We start from the raw sequence: 18,741 nt of genomic DNA, 5'->3' as shown, positions 1-18,741 counted from the left end.
CCCGGCTCACACCCACACCCCCGCCCCCCCGCCCCCGCGGGGCCCCCACCCGCCACGCCCCCCCCCGGGGGGGGCGGGGGCCCCCCCCCCCCCCCCGGGGGGGGGGGGGGGGCCCGCGGCCCCCGCGCCTCCCGTCCGTCGTGTGGTCCCGTTCCGTCGCGCGGGGCCGCGTCGAGCGGGCTTGATCCGTCACGCTCGACGCCGCTGACGACCGATCGCACCCGGTCGACGGTCGCGTCGCGGCATGTCTCGCCCGCTCGGCGCACCGGGCGGCGGACCGGGCGGCGGCTCCGTGCTCGGCGGACCGGTGCGCAGCAGACAGCGAGCGGGCAGGATCCGTCACGCTCGGCACTGCTGGCAGCCGGACGTACCCGCTCGACGTCGGGCCGCGGCATGTCGCGCCCGCTCGGCTGTCCCGTCGGGCGCAGCGACGCGGCGGCGTCAGGCGGCGGGGGCTTCCGGGACCTCGACCGCCGCGGTCGCGACGCCCGGGTGCTCGTAGTGCGCGCGGACCAGGATCGGGCGGTGGTCGGAGATGCCCGCCGGCAGGGTCTCCACGCCGGCGATGTGCAGCCCGACACTCGTGGCGAAGTCGAAGTGGCCGGTGAACTTGCGGTAGCGCAGGTAGGTCGGCTGGTCGGAGAGCGACAGCGCGAAGCCGTGCTCCTCGATCTTGCGGCGCAGGTTCGTCTGGAACCACGGGTAGTTGAAGTCGCCGACCATGATGGCCGGCGCCTCGTTCGACAGGTCGCGGACGAACTGGTGCGCCGCCTCGATCTGCTTGCGCCGGAGGGAGTTCGTGGCCGTCAGCGGCGAGGCGTGGAACGAGGCCACGATCACCTCGGTGTCGGCCTCGGCGTCGCGGAGCCGCATCGCGATGAGCCGCTCGTGTGCGGGAGCGAGCACCCGGTCGTGCAGGGACTTCTGCAGCGAGTGGATGCTGAAGTCCTGCACCTCGAACCGGTCGTCGCGCTTGTAGATCGCGAGCCCGAGGCGGTTCGCCTTCGTCGAGGCGGCGAGCGAGAGCCCGGCGACGTGCGGCGCGAGGTCGTTGCTGTCGCACTCCTGCACGCAGATGACGTCCGCCTGGGACGCCTCCGCCAGGGCGGCGAGCTCGCCGTTGGCGGTGTGCTCGCGGAGGTTGTAGCTGACGACGCGCAGCTCGGTGGGCTGCACGGCGGTGTCGCCTGCGATCGTCCCCTGCTGCTGTGGCCCGGCCATGCTGCCTTCCGTCCTGGGTGTCTCGGTCACCCTGCCGCGGCAACCGTACTCGGCTGTCGCGGACAGTTGCTGTGACCGTAGCGCACCCGGGGTTTCGCGCGTGTGACCGTGTCGCGAACGGACAGCGGACGGCCGCGAGCCCCGCCGGTCAGCGCGCCGCTGCCCGCACCCGGCGCGCCGGACGCACCGTGTCCCCCGCGGTCCGGCTCATCAGGACGCCCTCGACACAGGCCACGACGAGGAGCACCGCGATCACCCAGAACGCCACGTCGTAGGGCCCGGTCCCGCCGAGCCCGGCCGCCGCCCGGATCGCCACGGCCGCCACGGCGATCCCGAAGCCGGCCGCGACCTGCTGCAGCGTGGACGACAGCGTGTTCGCCGGGGTCATGTCGGCCTGCTCGACGTCCGCGAAGGCGATGGTGTTGTACGCCGTGAAGCCGACCGAGCGCGCGGCACCGCTCACCACGAGCAGCACGGCGAGCAGCCAGAACGGGGTGTCCTCGGTGAGGAACACCATCGCGACGACGCTCGCGGCCGCGATCGCGCTCGACACGACGATCACCGGTCGGTAGCCGAACCAGCGGAGGAACGGCGTCGTCATCGGCTTGATGCCGAGGTTGCCGACGAACACCCACAGCACCGCGGACCCGGCGAGCACGGCGCTCCAGCCCCAGGCGTCCTGGAAGAGCAGCGGCAGCACGAACGGCACGGCCGACACGGCGAGCCGGAACAGGCTGCCGCCGGCATGCGAGACGCGGAAGGTCTCGAGCCGGAAGGACTCCAGCCCCATGATCGGGTGCGGTGCCCGGCGGAAGTGCCGCACCGCGAGCCAGCAGCAGACGCCACCGACCACGCCCGACACGACGACCGCGACCAGGGGGATCTCGTCGAGCGCGAGCAGGGAGGCCATCACCACGAGCGAGCCGAGCCCCAGGCACGCGAGCAGTGACCCGCGCCAGTCGAACGGGACGCGCTCGGGTGCACGCTCCTGCGGCACGAGGACCAGTGCGGCGACGAAGGCGACGATCCCGAGCGGGATGTTGACGAGGAAGATCCAGTGCCAACTGAGGGTGTCGACGAGCACCCCGCCGACGAACGGGGCGATGATCGGCGCCGCGAGTGCGGGCCAGGTGAGGATCGCGATGGCGGTGACGAGCTGCTCACGCCCGGCGCTGCGCAGCACGACCAGGCGTCCGACGGGCACCATCAGCGCTCCCCCGAGGCCCTGCAGGATCCGCCAGAGCGTCAGTTCGACGAGCCCGGTCGACGCGGCGCACAGCGCGGACGCGACGGTGAAGAGCGCGATCGCCCCGGCGAAGACCGTGCGCGATCCGACACGGTCGGTCAGCCAGCCGCTGACCGGGATGAACACCGCGAGCGTGACGAGGTAGGCGGTGATGGCGACACCGATCGCGGCGGAGTCGACGCCGAGGTCGCGCCCCATGGCCGGGGCGGCGGTCGCGAGGATCGTGCCGTCCAGGAGCTCCATGAAGAAGGTGCCCGCGACGAGCACGGCCACCGCCGTGCTGCCCCGTCGTCGTGTCGTCGCCGTCGTCGTCATCACCCCGAATGCTATGCCCGCTCGGTTTCGGCGCCCGGGCGGGAGGTTCTGCAGCGCACAATGAGGACGACGACGTCGTTGCCCGGCGGCCCCGGCACCGCGAACGTTGCCGCAGGACCACGACGCACCAGCGCAGGAGGACCGATGACGACCGCCGCCGCCGCACGCACGCCGGGCACCGTCACGACGAAGGGCGCCGCCGACCCCGCCGCGCCGGTCGTCGGGCGCCACGTCCTCGACCACGCGCACCTCCCGGTGATGACGCTCCGCGAGTCCGCCCTCGCCCACAACACGGCCGTGATGCAGTCGTACGTCGACCGCCACGGGTTGCTGCTCGCCCCGCACATGAAGACGCACATGGCCCCGGCACTCGCCGACCGCCAGGTCCGTGCCGGCGCCTGGGGCGTCACCGTCGCCTCGGTCCAGCAGGCCATGGTCGCGTGGGAACACGGCGTGCACCGGATCCTCGTCGCCAACGAGGTCCTCGACCCCGCCGGCCTCGCCTGGCTCGCCTCACGTCGGAGCATCGACCCCGCCGCCGACGTGCTCTGCAACGTCGACTCCGTCGCCGGGGTCAGGGCCGCGGCGAGCGCCGCCCGTTCCGTCGACGGCACCGTGCACGTGCTGGTCGAGGTCGGGTTCCCCGGCGGCCGCACCGGTGTCCGCTCGGCGCAACAGGCGCACGAGGTCGCCCGGGCCGCGCACGCCGCCGGCCTCGTGCTCCGCGGGGTGACCGGGTACGAGGGCGGCCTGCCCGACGTCGACACCGCACGCGCCTGGGTCGCCGGGGTCCTCGCGATCGCCGGCGACGCGCGTCGTCTCGTCGCCGGCCGCACCCTGCTCAGCATGGGCGGCAGCGCCTGGTTCGACGGCGTGGTCGACGCCGTGCAGGACCGGCCGGACGACGTCGACGTGCTCCTGCGCTCGGGCGCCTACCTCACCCACGACGACGGCTTCTACGCCGAGCGCACGCCGTTCGGCCGCCGCCCCGAGGAGGGCTCGCTCCGTCCGGCGATCGAGGTGTGGGGCCGCGTCACCTCGTGCCCGGAGCCGGGCCGCGCGCTGGTCGCGGTCGGCAAGCGCGACGTGTCGTTCGACGAGGGTCTGCCCGTGGTGCGCGGGATCCGGCCGGGAGGCACGGCCCACGACGCGCAGGTCGTCCCACCACCCGGGGCGGTAACCGTCACCCGCCTCGACGACCAGCACTGCTACCTCGCCCTGGCAGACGGCGCACCCGGGCTGACGCCCGGCGACGTCGTCGTGCTCGGCGTCTCGCACCCGTGCACGGTCTTCGACAAGTGGCGACAGGTCCAGGTGCTCGCCGACGACGACACCGTCACCGAGACGATCGAGACGTGGTTCTGATGCCCGACGACGACGAGCAGCAGCCAGCCCCGGCAGTGCCCGCGCGGAACGCCGCGCTGTCGCTGCGCCGGGGCCTGTCGCTCCTCGACCACGTGGCCGACCGCACCCGGAACGGCGCCGCGTCGGTGTCGCTCGGCGAGCTCGCGTCGATGCTCGGCACCGCGAAGTCGACGGTGCTGCGCCTGACCGCCCCGATGGTCGAGACGGACCTGCTCCGCCGCACCCCGGACGCCGGGTTCACCCTCGGGCTCGGTGCGCTGCTGCTCGGGCAGAGCTACCTCGAGGGCATCGACCTGCGCTCCGCGGCCGCACCGTTCATGCGACGCACCGCCGAGGCGACCGGGCTGACCTGCCACCTCGTCGTCCCGGACGGCACCGACATCGTCTACGTCGACAAGGTCGAGACCCGCGGCACGGTCCGGATGGGGTCGCGGATCGGGAACCGCCTGCCGATGCGCAACACCGCGTCCGGCAAGGCGATCGTGGCGTTCGGCGACCCGGGGCTCCTCGGCGCGGTGCTCGCCGTACCCGCGACCGCGATGACCGACCAGTCCATCACCGACGACGGGCGGTGGCGGCAGGAGGTCGAGCGCACCCGTGCCCGCGGCTACGGGATCGACGATCGCGAGAACGAGCCGGGCATCCGCTGCGTCGCCGCGCCCGTGCTCGACCACGCCAACCAGGTCGTCGGCGCGATGAGCATCTCCGGCCTGGCGTCCCGCTTCCCGGCGGCGGCGGTCCGGGAGCTCGGGGACGGTGTCGTCCGGACCGCGCTCGAGATCTCGGTCGCCCTCGGGTCCTCGTCCGCACAGCTCGCCCTGCGTCGCACGGCACCGGGTGGGGCGGCCCGGTGACCACGCGGGCGGGGGTGCTCACCCTCGGCGAGACGATGCTGCTGCTCGCCGGCCCCGGCATCGGCGAGGTGCGCGACCTCGACCACATGCGCGTCGACACCGGCGGGGCCGAGAGCAACGTCGCGATCGGCCTCGTCCGGGCGGGCGTCCCGGCGACGTGGGTCGGCCGGGTGGGCGCGGACCCCGCGGGCGAACGGGTCCTGCGGGACGTCCGACAGGCCGGGGTCGACGTCGTCGCGACCGTCGACCCGGAGCGGTCGACGGGGCTCATGATGAAGGAGCGGCTGCGGGACGGTCGGACCCGCGTGACCTACCACCGCCGGCACTCCGCGGGCTCGGCGCTCGTGCCCGAGGACGTCCCGACCGGGCTCGTCGAGCAGTCGGCGCTCGTCCACGTCAGCGGCATCACGCTCGCGCTCTCGGAGTCCGCCCGTCGGACCGTCGCCTCGGTGCTCGACCGCGCCGAGGCTGCCGGGGTCCCGGTGTCCTTCGACGTGAACCACCGGCAGAAGCTGCTCGACGCCGCGGTCGCCCGGGAGCACTACCGCGCCGTCGCCGCCCGCGCCGCGGTGGTGTTCGCCGGCGACGACGAGGCCAGGATCCTGCTCGGGGCCCCGGACAGCGCCGGAGACGACGCGGACACCCCGCTCACGTCCGACGAGGACCTCGCCCGTGGGCTCGCCGACCTGGCCCGTGGTCGCGCGGTGGTGAAGCTCGGCTCGCGCGGTGCCGTCTCGGTCGTCGACGGGCGGACGACCCGACGCGCGGCGACCCCGGTCCGGGTCGTCGACCCGGTCGGTGCCGGTGACGCGTTCGTGGCGGCCTGGCTCGCGGCGACGCTCACGGGCGCCGACACCGACACCGCGCTCGACCGCGCCGCCGACGCCGGCGCGCTCGCCTGCACGGTCCCGGGCGACTGGCGGCTGCCGGGCCCGGGAGCCACGACCGACACCGACACCGACACCGACACCGACACCGTCGACCCTGCTGCTGCCGTGCACGACCACGTCGAGCGCTGACCACACCGACCGACCCGACCGACCGATCCGAGGAGCCCAGCCCGTGCGCACCCACCACACGTCCACCGGCAGCAGCACACCGACGCCCGACCACGGCGTCCGGCACCGCGCGGGCCCCGCCGTCGGGATCCTCCGCGGCGGCACCGGCGAACACGTCGAGGCGGTCGTCGACGCCCTGGTCAGCACCGGTGTGCGGGCGATCGAGCTCACCACGAACACACCGCGCTGGCGGGAGGGCACCGCCTGGACCGCGCGACGGTTCGGTGCCGGGGTGTCCGTCGGGGTGGGCACCGTGCTCGAGCCCGAGCAGGTCGACGAGGCGGCCGACCTGGGAGCATCCTTCGTCGTCAGCCCGCACCTCGATCCGGCGATCGGCGAGCGGGCCCACGAGCGCGGCCTCGGGTGGTACCCCGGCGCGGCGACCCCGACCGAGATCGTGCGGGCGTGGCGGCTCGGGGCCCGGGCGGTGAAGGTGTTCCCGGCGGCGCAGCTCGGCGGTCCGGCGTTCCTGCGGCAGGTGCTCGCCCCGCTCGACTTCGTCGACGTCGTCCCGACCGGTGGGATCGGGGTCGACGACGCCCCCGAGTACCTGGCGGCCGGAGCGGTCGCGGTCGGACTCGGCTCCCCGCTCGTCGGCGACGCCCTCACGACCGGGGACACGGACGCCGTGCGGTCCCGCGCCGAGCGGCTCCTCGCGGGACTCGCCCGGTGACCGCCGACCCGGACGCCGGCGCACCGGTCCTGCTGCGCGGCGGGTCGGTCGTCGGCCCGGACGGGCTGCACCGCGCCGACGTGCTCGTCGAGGGCGGCCGGATCGCCGCGGTCGGATCGGGACCGTCCACGCCCGACGACGTCCGCACGGTCGACTGCGGTGGGCGTGCCGTGCTCGCCGGGGCCGTCGACGCGCACTCGCACGCCGGGTCGCGCGTCTTCGACGAGGACGTCCAGCTCGCGCTGCTCCGCCAGGGCGTCACGACGATCGTCACCGGCCAGGACGGCGTCGGCCCGGCCCCGGGCGACGGCACGTGGGCGGGGCGGTACTTCGCGGCGATCGACGGTCCGCACCCCCGGTACCGCGGCGGCGGCATCGCCGGCCTGCTGGCGACGTACGACGGCTCGACGCCCGTGAACGTCGCGACCCTCGTGCCGGCGGGGACGGTCCGGCACGAGGTGCTCGGCGACGAGGACCGCCCCGCGAGCGCCGAGGAGACCGACGCCGTGCGCGCGCTCGTCCGCCGCGGGCTCGCCGAGGGAGCGCTCGGTCTCGCCACCGGGCTCGACTACGTGCCGGGGCTGTACGCCGACACCGCCGAGCTCGCGGCGCTCTGCGCGGAGGTCGCGGCCGTCGACGGGATCTACGTCTCGCACGTCCGCGGCGGGTACGAGGCGAACCTGGGCGAGGGACTCGACGAGGTCGCCGCGATCGTCCGGTCGAGCGGGGTCCGGGCGCACGTGTCACACCTGCACGCCCCCGTCGACACCGCCCTCGGCCTGCTCGACGACCTGGCGGCGGACGGCGTCCCGCTGACCTTCGACAGCTACCCGTACTCGCGCGGCTGCACCATCCTGTCGATGCTGCTGCTCCCCGCCGCGCTCGCGCGACCCGGCACCGACGACCTGGCCCGCGCGGTCGCCGACGACGCCGGTCGTCACCGGGTCCGCGCGGCCGTCCTCGAACGGGTCACCGCGCGGCCCGACCTCGGGCCGGGGTGGGCCGACCAGGTCACCCTGTCGCACGTGCCGTCACCCGCGCACCACGACCTGCAGGGCCTGACCCTGACCGACGCAGCCGCCGCTCGCTGCACCGAACCCGTCGAGCTGGCGATCGACTTGCTCGTCGCCTCCGCACTGCAGGTGACGGCGATCATGCGGGTCCCGCACCCCCGGTCCCCCGCCGACCTCGCACCGCTCGTGCGGCACCCCGGGCACACCGCGGGCTCGGACGGCATCCACGTCGGCACGCACCCGCACCCTCGCGCAGCAGGCACGGTCGCGCGGTACCTCGGCGACTTCGTGCGCGCCGGGCTGCTCTCCTGGTCGGAGGCGCAGCGGCACCTGTCCACCACCGCCGTCGAGCACCTGCGGCTCGGCGACCGCGGGGTGGTGCGTGCCGGTGCGGTCGCCGACCTCGCGGTGGTCGACCCCGAGCGGGTGGCGGCACGCTCGACCTACGACGACCCGACGGCCACCGCGGTCGGGACGGACGACGTGCTGGTCGCCGGCATCGCGGTGCTCCGAGACGGGCGCCTGACCGGCGCGACCCCGGGCACCGGGATCCGGCGCGCGGGCAGGAGCGCGCCTCGGGGGAACGGGCCCGCGTGAGGTTCCGCTCAGGGACCCGGACGCCGGCGGCCGGTCAGGAGGCGCTGGGCAGCACCGCGACGACGTCGATCTCGACGAGGATCCCGGCCAGGTGCGACTGCACGGTCGTGCGGACCGGGTACGGCTCCGAGAAGTGCTTCGCGTACTCGTCGTTGAAGGCCGCGAAGTCGCGGTCCGAGTGCTCGAGGTGGACCGTCGACTTCACGACGTCGTCGAGGGTCGCGCCGTGCTCGGCGAGGACGGCGGCCACGTTGGCCAGCACCTGCGCGGTCTGACCGGCGACGTCCTCAGCCGTCTCCCCGGTCGCCGGGTCCTGCGGCCCGAACCCGGCGGTGTACAGGAACCCGTTCGCCACGATCCCCTGGCTGTACGGGCCGGCCGGGGCCGGGGCGTTCTCGGTGACGATGGCGGTCTTCGGCACGGTGGCTCCTCGTGGGTCGTGGGACGTGACCTGCCCCCGGCGGTCCCGCAGCGAACGCGCTCGTCCGTCGGGCAGGAGCCCCCAGGCTAGGACCGGCCACGCGACGGTGGCCGACCACCCGCCGGGGTCGTTCCGGTCTGCAGAACGGGTGACGCGCCTCCCGTCCGGTGCGGTGTGGCCGCGTACCCCCGCGTGCCGGAGGGTGCCAGGCGCCGGTCGGTACGCTCTGGACGTGCCCACCACGAGCCCTGCGCCCGCCGGAGCGGGCCGGTGAGCCGCACGGACGGCGCCGTCACCGGGACGCTCGCGAACGGTCGACGACGCGTCGTCGACCTGGCGACGAGCCTGCCCGTGTGGGCCGCGGTGCTCGCGGTATGGGGTGGTGGACGTCTCGTGTCCACGGTCTGGCTGGCGCTCGCCTACCCGCTGATGGCGCGGCAGATGCCGGACAACGCCATCTGGGGGAACGAGCACGGCTTCGGGTCGTTCCTCACCGCCTGGGACGGGCAGTACTACGAGCACATCTCGGTGCACGGCTACCCGACCGCGTTGCCCCTCGACGCCGCCGGGCACGTCGCCCAGAACGCCTGGGCCTTCCTGCCGGCGTTCCCCTTCGCCATCCGGATGCTCACGGCCTCCACCGGCGTACCGTTCACGGTGGGGGCACCGCTGGTGGCCCTGGCCGCCGGGCTCGTCGCGACGTTCCTCCTGCACCGACTGGTGAGCGACCGTGCCGGGAACGCGGCGGGCATGTGGGCGGTCTTCTTCTTCACGTGCGGTCCGCTGTCGTTCCTGCTCCAGGTCGGCTACGCGGAGAGCACCTTCCTGGCGCTGACGTTCGGCGCGCTGCTCGCCCTCGAACGCCGCCGCTACGGCCTCCTGACGGTGCTCGGGGTCGTCGCGGCGTTCACCCGTCCCGGGGCGCTCGCACTGCCGCTCCTGCTCGGGGTCGTCGCCCTCGTCCGCTGGCTGCGCGTCAGGCGGGCCGCGGCCGGCACGGGCGTGCGGTCCCTCGACGCCTTCCCGGTGGCGGAACGCGTCCGGGTCGTCGTGGCTGGCGTGGTGATGGCCGCGGCAGGGCTGGCGTGGCCGGTCGTCGCCGCGCACGTCACGGGGCGGCCGGACGCCTACCTCGAGACCGAGATGTCCTGGTGGGTCAACTTCATCGGACGGGTCGAGTTCACGCCGATGACGCCCTGGTTCCTCATCGCGGGCCGGTGGCTCGGGGTCGGCGGGGTCCTCATCGTGGTGTTCCTGCTCGTGGCGTACCCGGTCTGGCTGCTGCGTCGGTCGACCCGTGCGCTCGGCTCCACGACGGTGCTGTACTCCGCCGCGTACGCGCTCTACGTCTTCGCGGTGTCGCTGCCGATGGCGTCGACCCCGCGGCTCCTCATGCCGCTCGCGCCGCTGTTCGGCTCCCCCGAGCTCGTCGCCCGGCCCTGGATGCGCTGGACGTTCGTGAGCTGTGCGCTGCTCGGGCAGCCGGTGCTCGTCGCCGTGCTCTGGCTGCTCGGCCCGCCCTGACCCCGGCGCGCGCGGAAGGCTCGCGGGACGCAACGTCGGCGGTTGCTCGCAGGGCTGTACCGCTGCGAGCAACCGCCGACGTTGCGTGTTGCGGAAGGGGGACGGGCTAGAGCTCGACGGTGCCGTGGTGGCCGGTGTCGGGCTGGCTCTGCTTGCCGATCGCGGCCTTGAGCGTCTGCACGAGGCTGCCGACCGGGCCGGCGTCCTGCGTCCAGTACTCGACCGAGTCACCCTCGACGGTGAGGAGTCGGATGGTCCGGTCCTGCCGGCCGTCCGGGAACCACGCCTCGGCGAACGGGGACCACAGTTCGTCGATGACGGACTCGTCGCGGGTGACCGTCGCCGTGCCCGCGATCGACAGGTACCCGCCCTGCGACTCGATGGCGACGTTGACGTGCGGGTTCCGCGCGATGTCCTCCACCTTCTCGCTGCCGTCCTGCACCAGGAAGCGCAGGGTCCCGTTGAACGCCTTGTCCTGCACGGCGAGGGGTCGGGCGTGCAGGTTGCCGTCGTCGCTGACGGTGGTGAGCAGGGCGGTTCGGGCGCCGTGGACGATGTCCGAGATGGCTGCGCGGTGGTCTGCCTGCGTGTCGGTCATGATGCTCCTGTTCGTCGTGCGCCCCGTTGTGCTCGACGTCCGGCCGGGCACTGCCCGGGCGCGTTCCGTTCCCGCCAGTGTGCCCCTCGTCGCTGGGACCTGCCCGCCGCGGCGCGAGCGGCAGCGGCGTGGGTCAGGCGGCGGGCTCGCGGATCGTCGTCTCGACGTCGACGACCTGCGGGACGCGCGGCATCGACGCGAAGCCGAACGCCACGGGCGGGTCGAGCGGAGCCAGGGACCCCAGCGGCTCCCCCGCCCACGACCCCGTGACGGCGGTGACGTCGTGCGCCCCGGTCACGCCGTAGTACTCGCGGCGGCCACCTCCTGCGGTCCCGGCCGTGCCCGCGCCGGGAGCGACCAGTCGTGCGACCGGGTCGATCAGGCTGAGCCACCGGGGGTCGCGGGCGATCGGCTTCGGCACGATGCGGAGCACGCGCCCGAGCGGCGAGATGGCCCCGACGTCGATCGAGGCGCGGAGCGGGCCGGCGTCGAGCTCGAGACCACGAGCGGTGCGGCGGGCGCTGATGTCGACCACCGACACCGTGTCGAAGCGGTAGGTACCGGAGACGTACGCGGCGACGATCTCGTCCGGAGCGAGGAGCACGCTCGACCCGTCCGGCTGCTCCACGAAGACGTCCGTGAAGGCTCCGAACGGCGACTGCTCCCACATGCCGACGACGAACCGCACGCCGGACGTCGTGCCGACGCCCATGATGCGACCACGGAACCGACGCTCGATGGTGTTGGGACGGGGCGACATGCCCTGGACGGTACCCGGCGCTGCCGTGAGCCGACGCGGCGGGGGCGGGGCGCGCCTCCCGGCCGCACCGGCCCGCCCCGAGGCGGCTTCCGCCTACGGCACCGGCACCGGCTCGGCGAGCAGCTCGCGCACCCGCGGTGCGACGCGCGTGCCGTAGAGCTCGATCGACCGCATCATGTCCGCGTGCGGCAGGCGACCCGTGGCGTAGCGCATGTCGAAGCGCGTGACGCCGAGGATCCGCATGTTGCGCGCGATCTTCCGCGCCACCGTCTCCGGCGACCCGACGTACAGCGACCCACCGGCGGACAGACCGGCCTGGTACTGGGCGGTGTCGAGGGGCGGCCAGCCGCGCTCGCGGCCCAGGCGGTCGGTGACGGCCTTGTGGTACGGCCAGTACCGCTCGGCGGCCTCTTCGTCGGTCTCGGCGACGAAGCCGGGCGAGTGCATGGCGATGGGCTGCTGCGGGAGCTCGAGCTGCGTGAGCGCCTGCCGGTACAGCCGCGAGAACGGGGCGAACTGGGCGGGCTGCCCGCCGATGATCGCGAGGAACAGCGGCAGGCCGTACGAGGCCGCACGGATGACCGACTGCGGCGAGCCGCCGACGCCGATCCAGGTGGGGATGGGGCCGTGCTCGAGCTTCGGGAAGACGTCCTGGTCGACGAGCGCCGCGCGCTTCGTGCCCGACCAGGTGACGGCGTCCCCGCCGCGCAGGGCGTTCCAGAGCTGCAGCTTCTCCTCGAAGAGGACCTCGTAGTCGGACAGGTCGTAGCCGAACAGCGGGAAGGACTCGGTGAAGGAGCCGCGGCCGAGGATCACCTCGGCGCGACCGTCGGACAGCGCGTCGACGGTGGCGAAGCGCTCGTACACGCGGACCGGGTCGTCCGACGACAGCACGGTGACGGCGGAACCCATGCGGATCGACGAGGTGCGGGCGGCGATGGCGGCGAGGACGACCTCGGGGGCGCTGACGACGAAGTCCTCGCGGTGGTGCTCCCCGACGCCGATGAAGTCGATGCCGACCTGGTCGGCGAGCACGGCCTGGTCGACGACGTTGCGGATGCTCTGCGCGTCGGACTGCAGCGAGCCGTCGGCGAGTTCGGTGGCGTCACCGAAGGTGTCGAGGCCGAGCTGCACCGGACCGATGCGCTCGGGTGCGGGCGGCGGGACGTCCGAGGGACGGCCGGTGCCGAATGCGTTGCTCATGTGCGCCTCCTGGTCGATGCGTTTGCATCAAACTACCACGGTGCGCAGGAGTCGGCCAGCCCCCGCGCGTACGGTCCCGCGCATGGCGAACATCCCCGACCAGACCGGCCGTCGCATCGTCGTGACCGGCGCGAACAGCGGCACGGGCAAGGAGACCGCGAAGCGCCTCGCCGGTGCCGGAGCGAGCGTCGTGCTCGCCGTCCGCACCACCGCGAAGGGCGAGGACGCCGCGACCGAGATCCGACGGGAGCACCCGGGCGCCGACCTCGAGGTCCGGGAGCTCGACCTCGCCGACCTCGGCAGCGTCCGCCGGTTCGCCGCGGGCATCGCCGACGACGGTCGACCCCTGCACGTGCTGGTGAACAACGCCGGCGTGATGGCCCCGCCCGAGCGCTTCGAGACCGCGGACGGCTTCGAGCTGCAGTTCGGCACGAACTTCCTGGGACACCTGGCGCTCACGAACCTGCTGCTGCCGACCTTGCTCGGCACGGCCTCGGGCAGCGACGACCCACGGCCCCCGCGCGTCGCGACGATGTCGAGCCTCGCGGCGATCCCGGGCAGCATCCGCTTCGCCGACCTGCAGTGGGAGCACGGCTACAACGGCTGGCGCGCGTACGCCCAGTCGAAGCTCGCCGACCTGCTGCTCGCCCTGCACCTGCACCGCCTGTCCGTCGAGCGGGACTGGCCGCTCGTCAGCACCGCGGCGCACCCCGGGTACACGCGGACGAACCTGCAGTCCACCGGCCGCTCGCTCGGCCGCGACCGGCCGGTGCGCGCGAGCGACCGCGCGCTCCCCTTCACCCAGGCGGTCGAGCAGGGTGCGGAACCGCTGCTGTACGCAGCCGTCGGGCCGGCCGCGGTGGGTGGCGCGTACTACGGGCCGTCCGGGTTCGGCGGATTGACCGGACCGACCACGACCGTCTCGGTGCCGCGGTCCGCCCGCAGTTCGGACCTCGCCCGGTCGCTCTGGACGGTCGCCGAGGACCTCACCGACACGCGCGCGCCCGCCTGACCGACGGCCCGGCACGGTCGCCGGCACCGGCACCGGCACCGGCACCGGTACCGGCGTCGGCGTCGGCGTCGGCGTCGGCGTCGGCGTCGTCGGCCTGGAGGCTCCCCCGCCCTGGGCTCCGTCGCCGTCAGAACCGCAGGTGGTCCCGCGCGAACGCGTCGATCACCGCCGCCTCGAGGGCACGCTGCCCCCGGGCGGTCGGGTGCACGTCGTCGGACTGCATCCACTCGGGGTGTCCGGCCAGCGGCTGCCCGATGTCGACGTAGGTACCGCCGTCGCGCCGGATCGCCCGCTGCAGGGCGTGCGAGATCGTCGCGAGCTGCGTGGGCGGGTCCTGCTCGTTCCAGACCGCGCTCAGGCCCACCACCCGGGCCCCGGGCAGGTCGCGGTGCACCAGGGCCACGAGCTGGTCGGTGGCGCTCGTGACCTGCGCGTCGTCCTCGCCCAGGTCGTTCGAGCTCGCCTGCACGAACACGACCCGGGGTCGCAGGTCGACCGCGCGCTTCACGAGCCCCGGGTACGCGCTGGCGCACTCGTCCTGGTTCCCTGTGGCCACCACGCCGGCGCCGTCGCACGACAGGTTCGTCAGCTGCCACCGTTCGGTCCGGGCCAGGAGCGCCGGCCAGGACTGCTCCGGTGTCAGCCCGTGCCCGCCGCTCACCGAGTCGCCGATCACGACGATCCGCTCCCCCGGGGCGTGGTCCCAGGCACGGCCGGTCGTGCTCGGCGACGGCGTGGCGGCGAGCGAGGAGTCCTCGCTGCACCCGACGAGGGCGAGCGCGGTGAGGGCGGCGAGCGCCGTCGCGAGGACGGCTCGACCGCGGTGGCGGCGGAGCACTGCGGGAGCGCCGCCGACCGCGTGGGTGCGCGGGGACGGCCGGGTGGTCGGGGTCACGACGGGGACCGTACGCCGCCGGACCACGACCGGACCGCCTGGCGCGCTGCTGCTCCTCACAGCATCGGGGACGCCGGGCCGGATCGAGAGCGGCCGACGCCGGGGTGCGGGAGCCGCAGTGGCAGCACCGTCCCTCAGGCCCGGTGCAGCTCGACCGTCCCGTCGAGGCGCCCGGGGTGGGCGAGCCGTGCGTGCTGGAGCACCGTCCGACCGGGTGCGACCGCGGCGGCGACGACCGACAGCGTCGCGACGTGCCCGTCCGGTTCGACCGCATCGCGGAGGATCGCGTCCGGGTGGTCGGCCGGCAGCGCGGCGGACTCCGCGAGCACGCCGAACCACCCGCTCCACCCGTCGCCGGCGTCCTCGCCGTCGTCGGCCGTCCGGAGTTCGTCGACCGGGCCGAGGACGGGCGGACCCACCGGTGCCGGAGCGGCGCGGAATGCCTCGAGCCACCGACCGATCCGCGGCGCGGCGGGGTCGTCCGGCGCGCCGTGGGTGACCATGTGGACCCCCGGCCCGAGCTCGGTCGTCCGGACCGCCGTACCGTCCCACGTGTCGACGGCGGCGCCCTCGGCCGTGGCCCGCACCAGGTTGAACGCGCGGGTGGTCGGGAGCGGGCCGTCGGGTCCCGGCGCCGCACCGGTCAGGGCGTCGAGCGGAAGCACCCCGCGGGTGGTCCACGTCCCGTCGTCGCTCGGCACGGGTTCGGCACGGTTCAGCACGACCGCGAGTCCCGCGGTGTCCGAGGCGGCGAGCCAGGCGCCGCCGGCGGAGCGGTCACGGACGCCGCGGACGGACGGGTCGAGCTCGGGCCACCAGGCGGCGGGCGGGTCCCAGGGACGCTCGGGCGACTCATCGCGGAGCGCCAGCACGGTGACGGGCCACTCGGCGGCGGGGTCGACGCGGACGACGACGGTGCACATGGGCTCGATCCTCGCACGGCGCTCCGGGTAGCGTGACCGGCGTGGATGCTGCAGCAGGTCGCCGTCTGTCCGTCGTCGTCGGGATCACCGGGGGCATCGCCGCGTACAAGGCCGTGGGGGTCGTCCGCGACCTCGTCAAGCGCGGCCACGACGTGCACGTCGTCCCGACCGAGGGGGCGCTCCGCTTCGTCGGGCTGCCGACGCTCGAGGCGCTGAGCCGGAACCCCGTCACGACGAGCGTCTGGGACGACGTCGCCGAGGTGCGTCACGTCGCGCTGGGCCGTCGGGCGGACCTGGTGGTCGTGGCGCCGGCGACCGCGGACTCCCTGGCACGCATGGCGCACGGCCTGGCCGGGGACCTGCTCGGGACGACCCTGCTCGCGACCGAGGCACCCGTGGTGGTCGCCCCCGCGATGCACCCGCAGATGTGGGAGCACCCGGCGACGCGGGCGAACGTCCGGACGCTCCGGGACCGCGGGGTGCACTTCGTCGGCCCGGTGGTCGGTGCGCTGACGGGCGACGACGCCGGGATCGGCCGGATGGCGGAGCCCGAGGACATCACGGCCGCGGCGCTGGCGGTGCTCGACCGTCCGTCGGAGGCGGGCCGACGTGACCAGGGCGGGGCGGGCCTCCCGGCCGGTGTCGCGGCAGGTGGTGGTGCCGGTGCCGTCGCGACGGGCGCGCGGGGCGACCAGGGCGACCTCGCCGGGGTGCGTGTCGTCGTGAGCGCCGGCGGGACGCGCGAACCGTTCGACCCGGTGCGCTTCGTGGGCAACCGGTCCAGCGGACGCCAGGGCGTCGCGATCGCCGCCGACGCCGTCCGACGCGGCGCGGCGGTCACGCTCGTCGCCGCGAACGTGGACGCCGGGCTCACCGCGGGACTCGGGGCCACGGTGGTGCCGGTCGGGTCGGCCCGGGAACTCGCCGACGCCGTGCACGCCGCAGCCGCCGACGCGGACGTGGTGGTGATGACCGCCGCGGTCGCCGACTACCGACCGGCCGAGGTCCGCCCCGACAAGCTGAAGAAGGACGACCAGGGCGACACCATGACGCTCGAGCTCGTCCGCAACCCGGACGTGCTCGCCGACCTCGTGCGGGCGCGCCGGACCGGGCAGATCGTCGTCGGGTTCGCGGCGGAGACCGAACCCGACCGCGAGGCCCGGATCGCCCTCGGTCGCGCCAAGATCGCCCGGAAGCCGGCCGACCTGCTCGTCGTGAACCACGTCGGGTGGGACGCCGGCTTCGAGCGCGAGGAGAACGCGATCGAGGTGCTCGTGCCCGGCGGCGAGGTCGTGCGGGAGACCTCGGGCAGCAAGGCCGACGTCGCCACGGCGGTGCTCGACCTCGTCGCGACCGCGCTGACCTGAGCGACACCCGGTACCCACTCGGCCGGTGGCGTGCACGATGGGGCCATGCGACGACGCCAGCGCGCCCGACGCGCGACCCGGACGGCCACCCTGCTCGCCGTGCTCCTCGGCGGAGCCGGTGTCACCCACTTCCTGCGTCCGCGCGGCTACGACCGGATCGTGCCGGAGGGACTCCCGCCGCGCCTGACCACGGTCGTCTCCGGCGTGGCCGAGCTCGGCATCGCCGCGGGGCTCGCCGTGCCGGCCACCCGTCGGGCGTCCGGGTGGGCGGCGGCGGCGCTGTTCACGGCGGTCTTCCCCGCGAACGTGAAGATGGCCGCCGACCTGCTCGACAGCCCGCGCGCCGGTCGCGTCGCACGACTGGTCGGCGTCCTGCGGTTGCCGCTGCAGGCCCCGCTCGTCGCCTGGGCCGTGCGCGTGGGCCGACACGCGCCGCGACGGTGACCGACGCGGTCGCGCGGCGGGCGGACGCCCCGCTCGTGCACCGCCCGGTCGCCGTGCACGCCTGGGAGGACATCGTGTTCGCGCACTGGCGGCGGGACCCGGCGTCGCTCGCCCGACTCGTCCCGCGCGGCACCCGTCCCGACGTGGTCGACGGCAGCGCCTGGGTCGGCCTGACCGCCTACGTGTTCCGCGAGACGGCGGTCCCGCCCTTCCCGCCCTCGCGCCGGCTCGGCTCGATGACCGAGGTCACGATCGAGATCCCGACCGTCGACACGGCGGGGCGCCACGGCATCGTCTACCGGACGGTGGACACCGGCCACGTGCCCGCGATCGTCGCCGCGAACACGCTGCTCGGCGTGCCGTACACGTTCTCCCACGTCCGGGCGACCCGTCGCGGGGACACCCTCGACCACCGGTCCGTCCGGCACCCGGCTCGTGCGGCGCACCCGGTGGGGTGGGCGCGGGACCTCCTCCGGGGGCGCAGCCAGCGTCCGCCACGACCCCGCCCGCGGCACGACGCGCTGGTCCGGGTCACCGCGGGCGAGGTCGTCGAGACTCCGCTCGCCGCCGCGCTGACCACACGGGCGGGGATCCACGCGCGGCACCTGGCGCAGACGCTGTTCTGGCAGCGCCAGCACGTGCCGCTGACCGTGCGCGCCGCCCGGCTCGAGCGCCTCGAGGGCGATCTCCCGGACGCGGTGGGCCTGCCCGGGCTGTTCGACCGGGAACCCGACTCGCTGCTCGTCGTCGACGCCACGACGGTGCGCTACGCGTGGGGCGAGGTCGTGCGGTGAGCGGGGACCCGTACGACCTCGGCCGCTTCGTGCGCGCGCAGGAGGGTGTGCACGAGCAGGCACTCGCGGAGCTCGCGTCCGGCCGGAAGCGGTCGCACTGGATGTGGTTCGTGTTCCCGCAGCTCGCCGGGCTCGGGCGCAGTGCGACGGCGCAGCGGTACGCGGTCGAGGGGCTCGCCGAGGCGCGGGCGTTCCTGGCGCACCCCGTGCTCGGGCCCCGACTGCTCGAGGTCTCCCGGGCCGCGGCCGCCGCACCCGCACGGAGCGCGGACGACCTGTTCGGCGGGATCGACGCGATGAAGGCCCGCTCGTCGATGACGTTGTTCGCCAGGGCCGCGGCGGACCCGGCCCCGTTCCGCGCCGTGCTCGACCGGTGGTTCGACGGGACCGAGGACCCCCTGACGGTGCGGCTCCTCGACGAGCCGTGAGCACGTCGGGTCAGGACCCGGCGACGCGTG

19 protein-coding genes are annotated in these 18,741 nt (G+C 74.9%); 11 read left to right on the top strand and 8 right to left on the bottom strand.

Annotation, left to right across the window (positions count from 1 at the left end):
- Window positions 1-441: 441 nt before the first annotated feature.
- Entirely contained in the window at window positions 442-1,221 is a 780-nt protein-coding gene (locus ABIC52_RS15565) for an endonuclease/exonuclease/phosphatase family protein (protein ID WP_209678667.1), read from the bottom strand.
- Between the two features lie 148 nt (window positions 1,222-1,369).
- Entirely contained in the window at window positions 1,370-2,782 is a 1,413-nt protein-coding gene (locus tag ABIC52_RS15560) for an MFS transporter (RefSeq protein ID WP_354027764.1), read from the bottom strand.
- A gap of 144 nt (window positions 2,783-2,926) precedes the next feature.
- On the opposite strand from ABIC52_RS15560, the gene ABIC52_RS15555 reads away from it, so the two are divergent.
- The 5 genes from ABIC52_RS15555 to ABIC52_RS15535 are packed head-to-tail and all read left to right on the top strand — an operon-like array spanning window position 2,927 to window position 8,342.
- Window positions 2,927-4,147, top strand: coding sequence for an alanine racemase (locus ABIC52_RS15555; RefSeq protein WP_354027763.1), 1,221 nt, complete (start codon window positions 2,927-2,929; stop codon window positions 4,145-4,147).
- A complete protein-coding gene (locus ABIC52_RS15550) occupies window positions 4,147-5,001 on the top strand; it encodes an IclR family transcriptional regulator (RefSeq protein ID WP_209678956.1) in 855 nt (284 codons plus the stop codon). The genes ABIC52_RS15555 and ABIC52_RS15550 overlap by 1 nt, the downstream gene beginning before the upstream one ends.
- Window positions 4,998-6,020 carry a sugar kinase gene (locus ABIC52_RS15545; protein WP_354027762.1) on the top strand — a complete coding sequence of 341 codons (1,023 nt, stop codon included), beginning with the start codon at window positions 4,998-5,000 and terminating at the stop codon, window positions 6,018-6,020. The genes ABIC52_RS15550 and ABIC52_RS15545 overlap by 4 nt, the downstream gene beginning before the upstream one ends.
- A gap of 43 nt (window positions 6,021-6,063) precedes the next feature.
- Entirely contained in the window at window positions 6,064-6,732 is a 669-nt protein-coding gene (locus ABIC52_RS15540; protein ID WP_161972646.1) for a bifunctional 4-hydroxy-2-oxoglutarate aldolase/2-dehydro-3-deoxy-phosphogluconate aldolase, read from the top strand.
- Window positions 6,729-8,342 (top strand): N-acyl-D-amino-acid deacylase family protein, encoded by a 1,614-nt coding sequence (locus ABIC52_RS15535; protein WP_354027761.1) that lies wholly within the window; start codon window positions 6,729-6,731, stop codon window positions 8,340-8,342. Before ABIC52_RS15540 ends, ABIC52_RS15535 begins: the two co-directional genes overlap by 4 nt.
- Window positions 8,343-8,376: 34 nt before the next feature.
- On the opposite strand, the gene ABIC52_RS15530 is transcribed toward ABIC52_RS15535, so the two are convergent.
- The gene (locus tag ABIC52_RS15530; RefSeq protein ID WP_354027760.1) at window positions 8,377-8,763 is read right to left on the bottom strand and encodes a RidA family protein; all 387 of its coding nucleotides are present in this window, start codon (window positions 8,761-8,763) and stop codon (window positions 8,377-8,379) included.
- Window positions 8,764-9,033: 270 nt separating this feature from the next.
- Here ABIC52_RS15530 and ABIC52_RS15525 point away from each other — a divergent pair, with 270 nt between their 5' ends.
- Complete coding sequence (locus tag ABIC52_RS15525; RefSeq protein ID WP_354027759.1) at window positions 9,034-10,287, top strand: putative hexosyltransferase; 1,254 nt, start codon at window positions 9,034-9,036, stop codon at window positions 10,285-10,287.
- A gap of 106 nt (window positions 10,288-10,393) precedes the next feature.
- Here the strand turns inward: ABIC52_RS15525 and ABIC52_RS15520 are convergent, their stop codons facing one another.
- The 3 genes from ABIC52_RS15520 to ABIC52_RS15510 all read right to left on the bottom strand — a co-directional run bounded on the left by ABIC52_RS15520 (window position 10,394) and on the right by ABIC52_RS15510 (window position 12,848).
- Window positions 10,394-10,885: a pyridoxamine 5'-phosphate oxidase family protein gene (locus ABIC52_RS15520; protein ID WP_354027758.1), complete on the bottom strand. Its 492-nt coding sequence runs from the start codon at window positions 10,883-10,885 to the stop codon at window positions 10,394-10,396.
- 133 nt (window positions 10,886-11,018) lie between these two features.
- Window positions 11,019-11,645: a hypothetical protein gene (locus ABIC52_RS15515; RefSeq protein WP_354027757.1), complete on the bottom strand. Its 627-nt coding sequence runs from the start codon at window positions 11,643-11,645 to the stop codon at window positions 11,019-11,021.
- A 93-nt stretch (window positions 11,646-11,738) separates the two neighbouring features.
- The gene (locus ABIC52_RS15510; protein ID WP_354027756.1) at window positions 11,739-12,848 is read right to left on the bottom strand and encodes an LLM class flavin-dependent oxidoreductase; all 1,110 of its coding nucleotides are present in this window, start codon (window positions 12,846-12,848) and stop codon (window positions 11,739-11,741) included.
- Window positions 12,849-12,930: 82 nt separating this feature from the next.
- Between ABIC52_RS15510 and ABIC52_RS15505 the strand changes: the two genes are divergently transcribed.
- Complete coding sequence (locus tag ABIC52_RS15505) at window positions 12,931-13,860, top strand: SDR family oxidoreductase (RefSeq protein WP_354027755.1); 930 nt, start codon at window positions 12,931-12,933, stop codon at window positions 13,858-13,860.
- A gap of 127 nt (window positions 13,861-13,987) precedes the next feature.
- Here ABIC52_RS15505 and ABIC52_RS15500 read toward each other — a convergent pair whose 3' ends face one another.
- Window positions 13,988-14,755 (bottom strand): SGNH/GDSL hydrolase family protein, encoded by a 768-nt coding sequence (locus ABIC52_RS15500; RefSeq protein WP_354027754.1) that lies wholly within the window; start codon window positions 14,753-14,755, stop codon window positions 13,988-13,990.
- Between the two features lie 134 nt (window positions 14,756-14,889).
- Window positions 14,890-15,678 carry an NRDE family protein gene (locus tag ABIC52_RS15495; protein WP_354027753.1) on the bottom strand — a complete coding sequence of 263 codons (789 nt, stop codon included), beginning with the start codon at window positions 15,676-15,678 and terminating at the stop codon, window positions 14,890-14,892.
- A 65-nt stretch (window positions 15,679-15,743) separates the two neighbouring features.
- Between ABIC52_RS15495 and ABIC52_RS15490 the strand changes: the two genes are divergently transcribed.
- The 4 genes from ABIC52_RS15490 to ABIC52_RS15475 are packed head-to-tail and all read left to right on the top strand — an operon-like array spanning window position 15,744 to window position 18,711.
- On the top strand, window positions 15,744-17,045 hold the full coding sequence (locus tag ABIC52_RS15490; protein WP_354027765.1) for a bifunctional phosphopantothenoylcysteine decarboxylase/phosphopantothenate synthase: 1,302 nt from the start codon (window positions 15,744-15,746) through the stop codon (window positions 17,043-17,045).
- A 45-nt stretch (window positions 17,046-17,090) separates the two neighbouring features.
- Window positions 17,091-17,489: a DoxX family protein gene (locus ABIC52_RS15485; RefSeq protein WP_209678685.1), complete on the top strand. Its 399-nt coding sequence runs from the start codon at window positions 17,091-17,093 to the stop codon at window positions 17,487-17,489.
- Entirely contained in the window at window positions 17,486-18,283 is a 798-nt protein-coding gene (locus ABIC52_RS15480; protein WP_354027752.1) for a DUF2071 domain-containing protein, read from the top strand. Before ABIC52_RS15485 ends, ABIC52_RS15480 begins: the two co-directional genes overlap by 4 nt.
- Window positions 18,280-18,711, top strand: a complete 432-nt coding sequence (locus ABIC52_RS15475; protein WP_354027751.1) for a DUF1810 domain-containing protein — start codon at window positions 18,280-18,282, stop codon at window positions 18,709-18,711. Before ABIC52_RS15480 ends, ABIC52_RS15475 begins: the two co-directional genes overlap by 4 nt.
- The last annotated feature ends 30 nt before the right edge of the window (window positions 18,712-18,741 follow it).

The organism is Curtobacterium oceanosedimentum (assembly GCF_040545555.1).
Taxonomy (GTDB): domain Bacteria; phylum Actinomycetota; class Actinomycetes; order Actinomycetales; family Microbacteriaceae; genus Curtobacterium.
This window is presented reverse-complemented; position numbering and strand designations above follow the sequence as displayed.

Bases quoted from the DNA above. Each gene is read 5' to 3' on its own strand.
- ABIC52_RS15565 (WP_209678667.1), bottom strand. From the start codon at position 1,221: ATGGCCGGGCCACAGCAGCAGGGGACGATCGCAGGCGACACCGCCGTG.
- ABIC52_RS15560 (WP_354027764.1), bottom strand. From the start codon at position 2,782: ATGACGACGACGGCGACGACACGACGACGGGGCAGCACGGCGGTGGCC.
- ABIC52_RS15555 (WP_354027763.1), top strand. From the start codon at position 2,927: ATGACGACCGCCGCCGCCGCACGCACGCCGGGCACCGTCACGACGAAG.
- ABIC52_RS15550 (WP_209678956.1), top strand. From the start codon at position 4,147: ATGCCCGACGACGACGAGCAGCAGCCAGCCCCGGCAGTGCCCGCGCGG.
- ABIC52_RS15520 (WP_354027758.1), bottom strand. From the start codon at position 10,885: ATGACCGACACGCAGGCAGACCACCGCGCAGCCATCTCGGACATCGTC.
- ABIC52_RS15515 (WP_354027757.1), bottom strand. From the start codon at position 11,645: ATGTCGCCCCGTCCCAACACCATCGAGCGTCGGTTCCGTGGTCGCATC.
- ABIC52_RS15510 (WP_354027756.1), bottom strand. From the start codon at position 12,848: ATGAGCAACGCATTCGGCACCGGCCGTCCCTCGGACGTCCCGCCGCCC.
- ABIC52_RS15505 (WP_354027755.1), top strand. From the start codon at position 12,931: ATGGCGAACATCCCCGACCAGACCGGCCGTCGCATCGTCGTGACCGGC.
- ABIC52_RS15495 (WP_354027753.1), bottom strand. From the start codon at position 15,678: ATGTGCACCGTCGTCGTCCGCGTCGACCCCGCCGCCGAGTGGCCCGTC.
- ABIC52_RS15485 (WP_209678685.1), top strand. From the start codon at position 17,091: ATGCGACGACGCCAGCGCGCCCGACGCGCGACCCGGACGGCCACCCTG.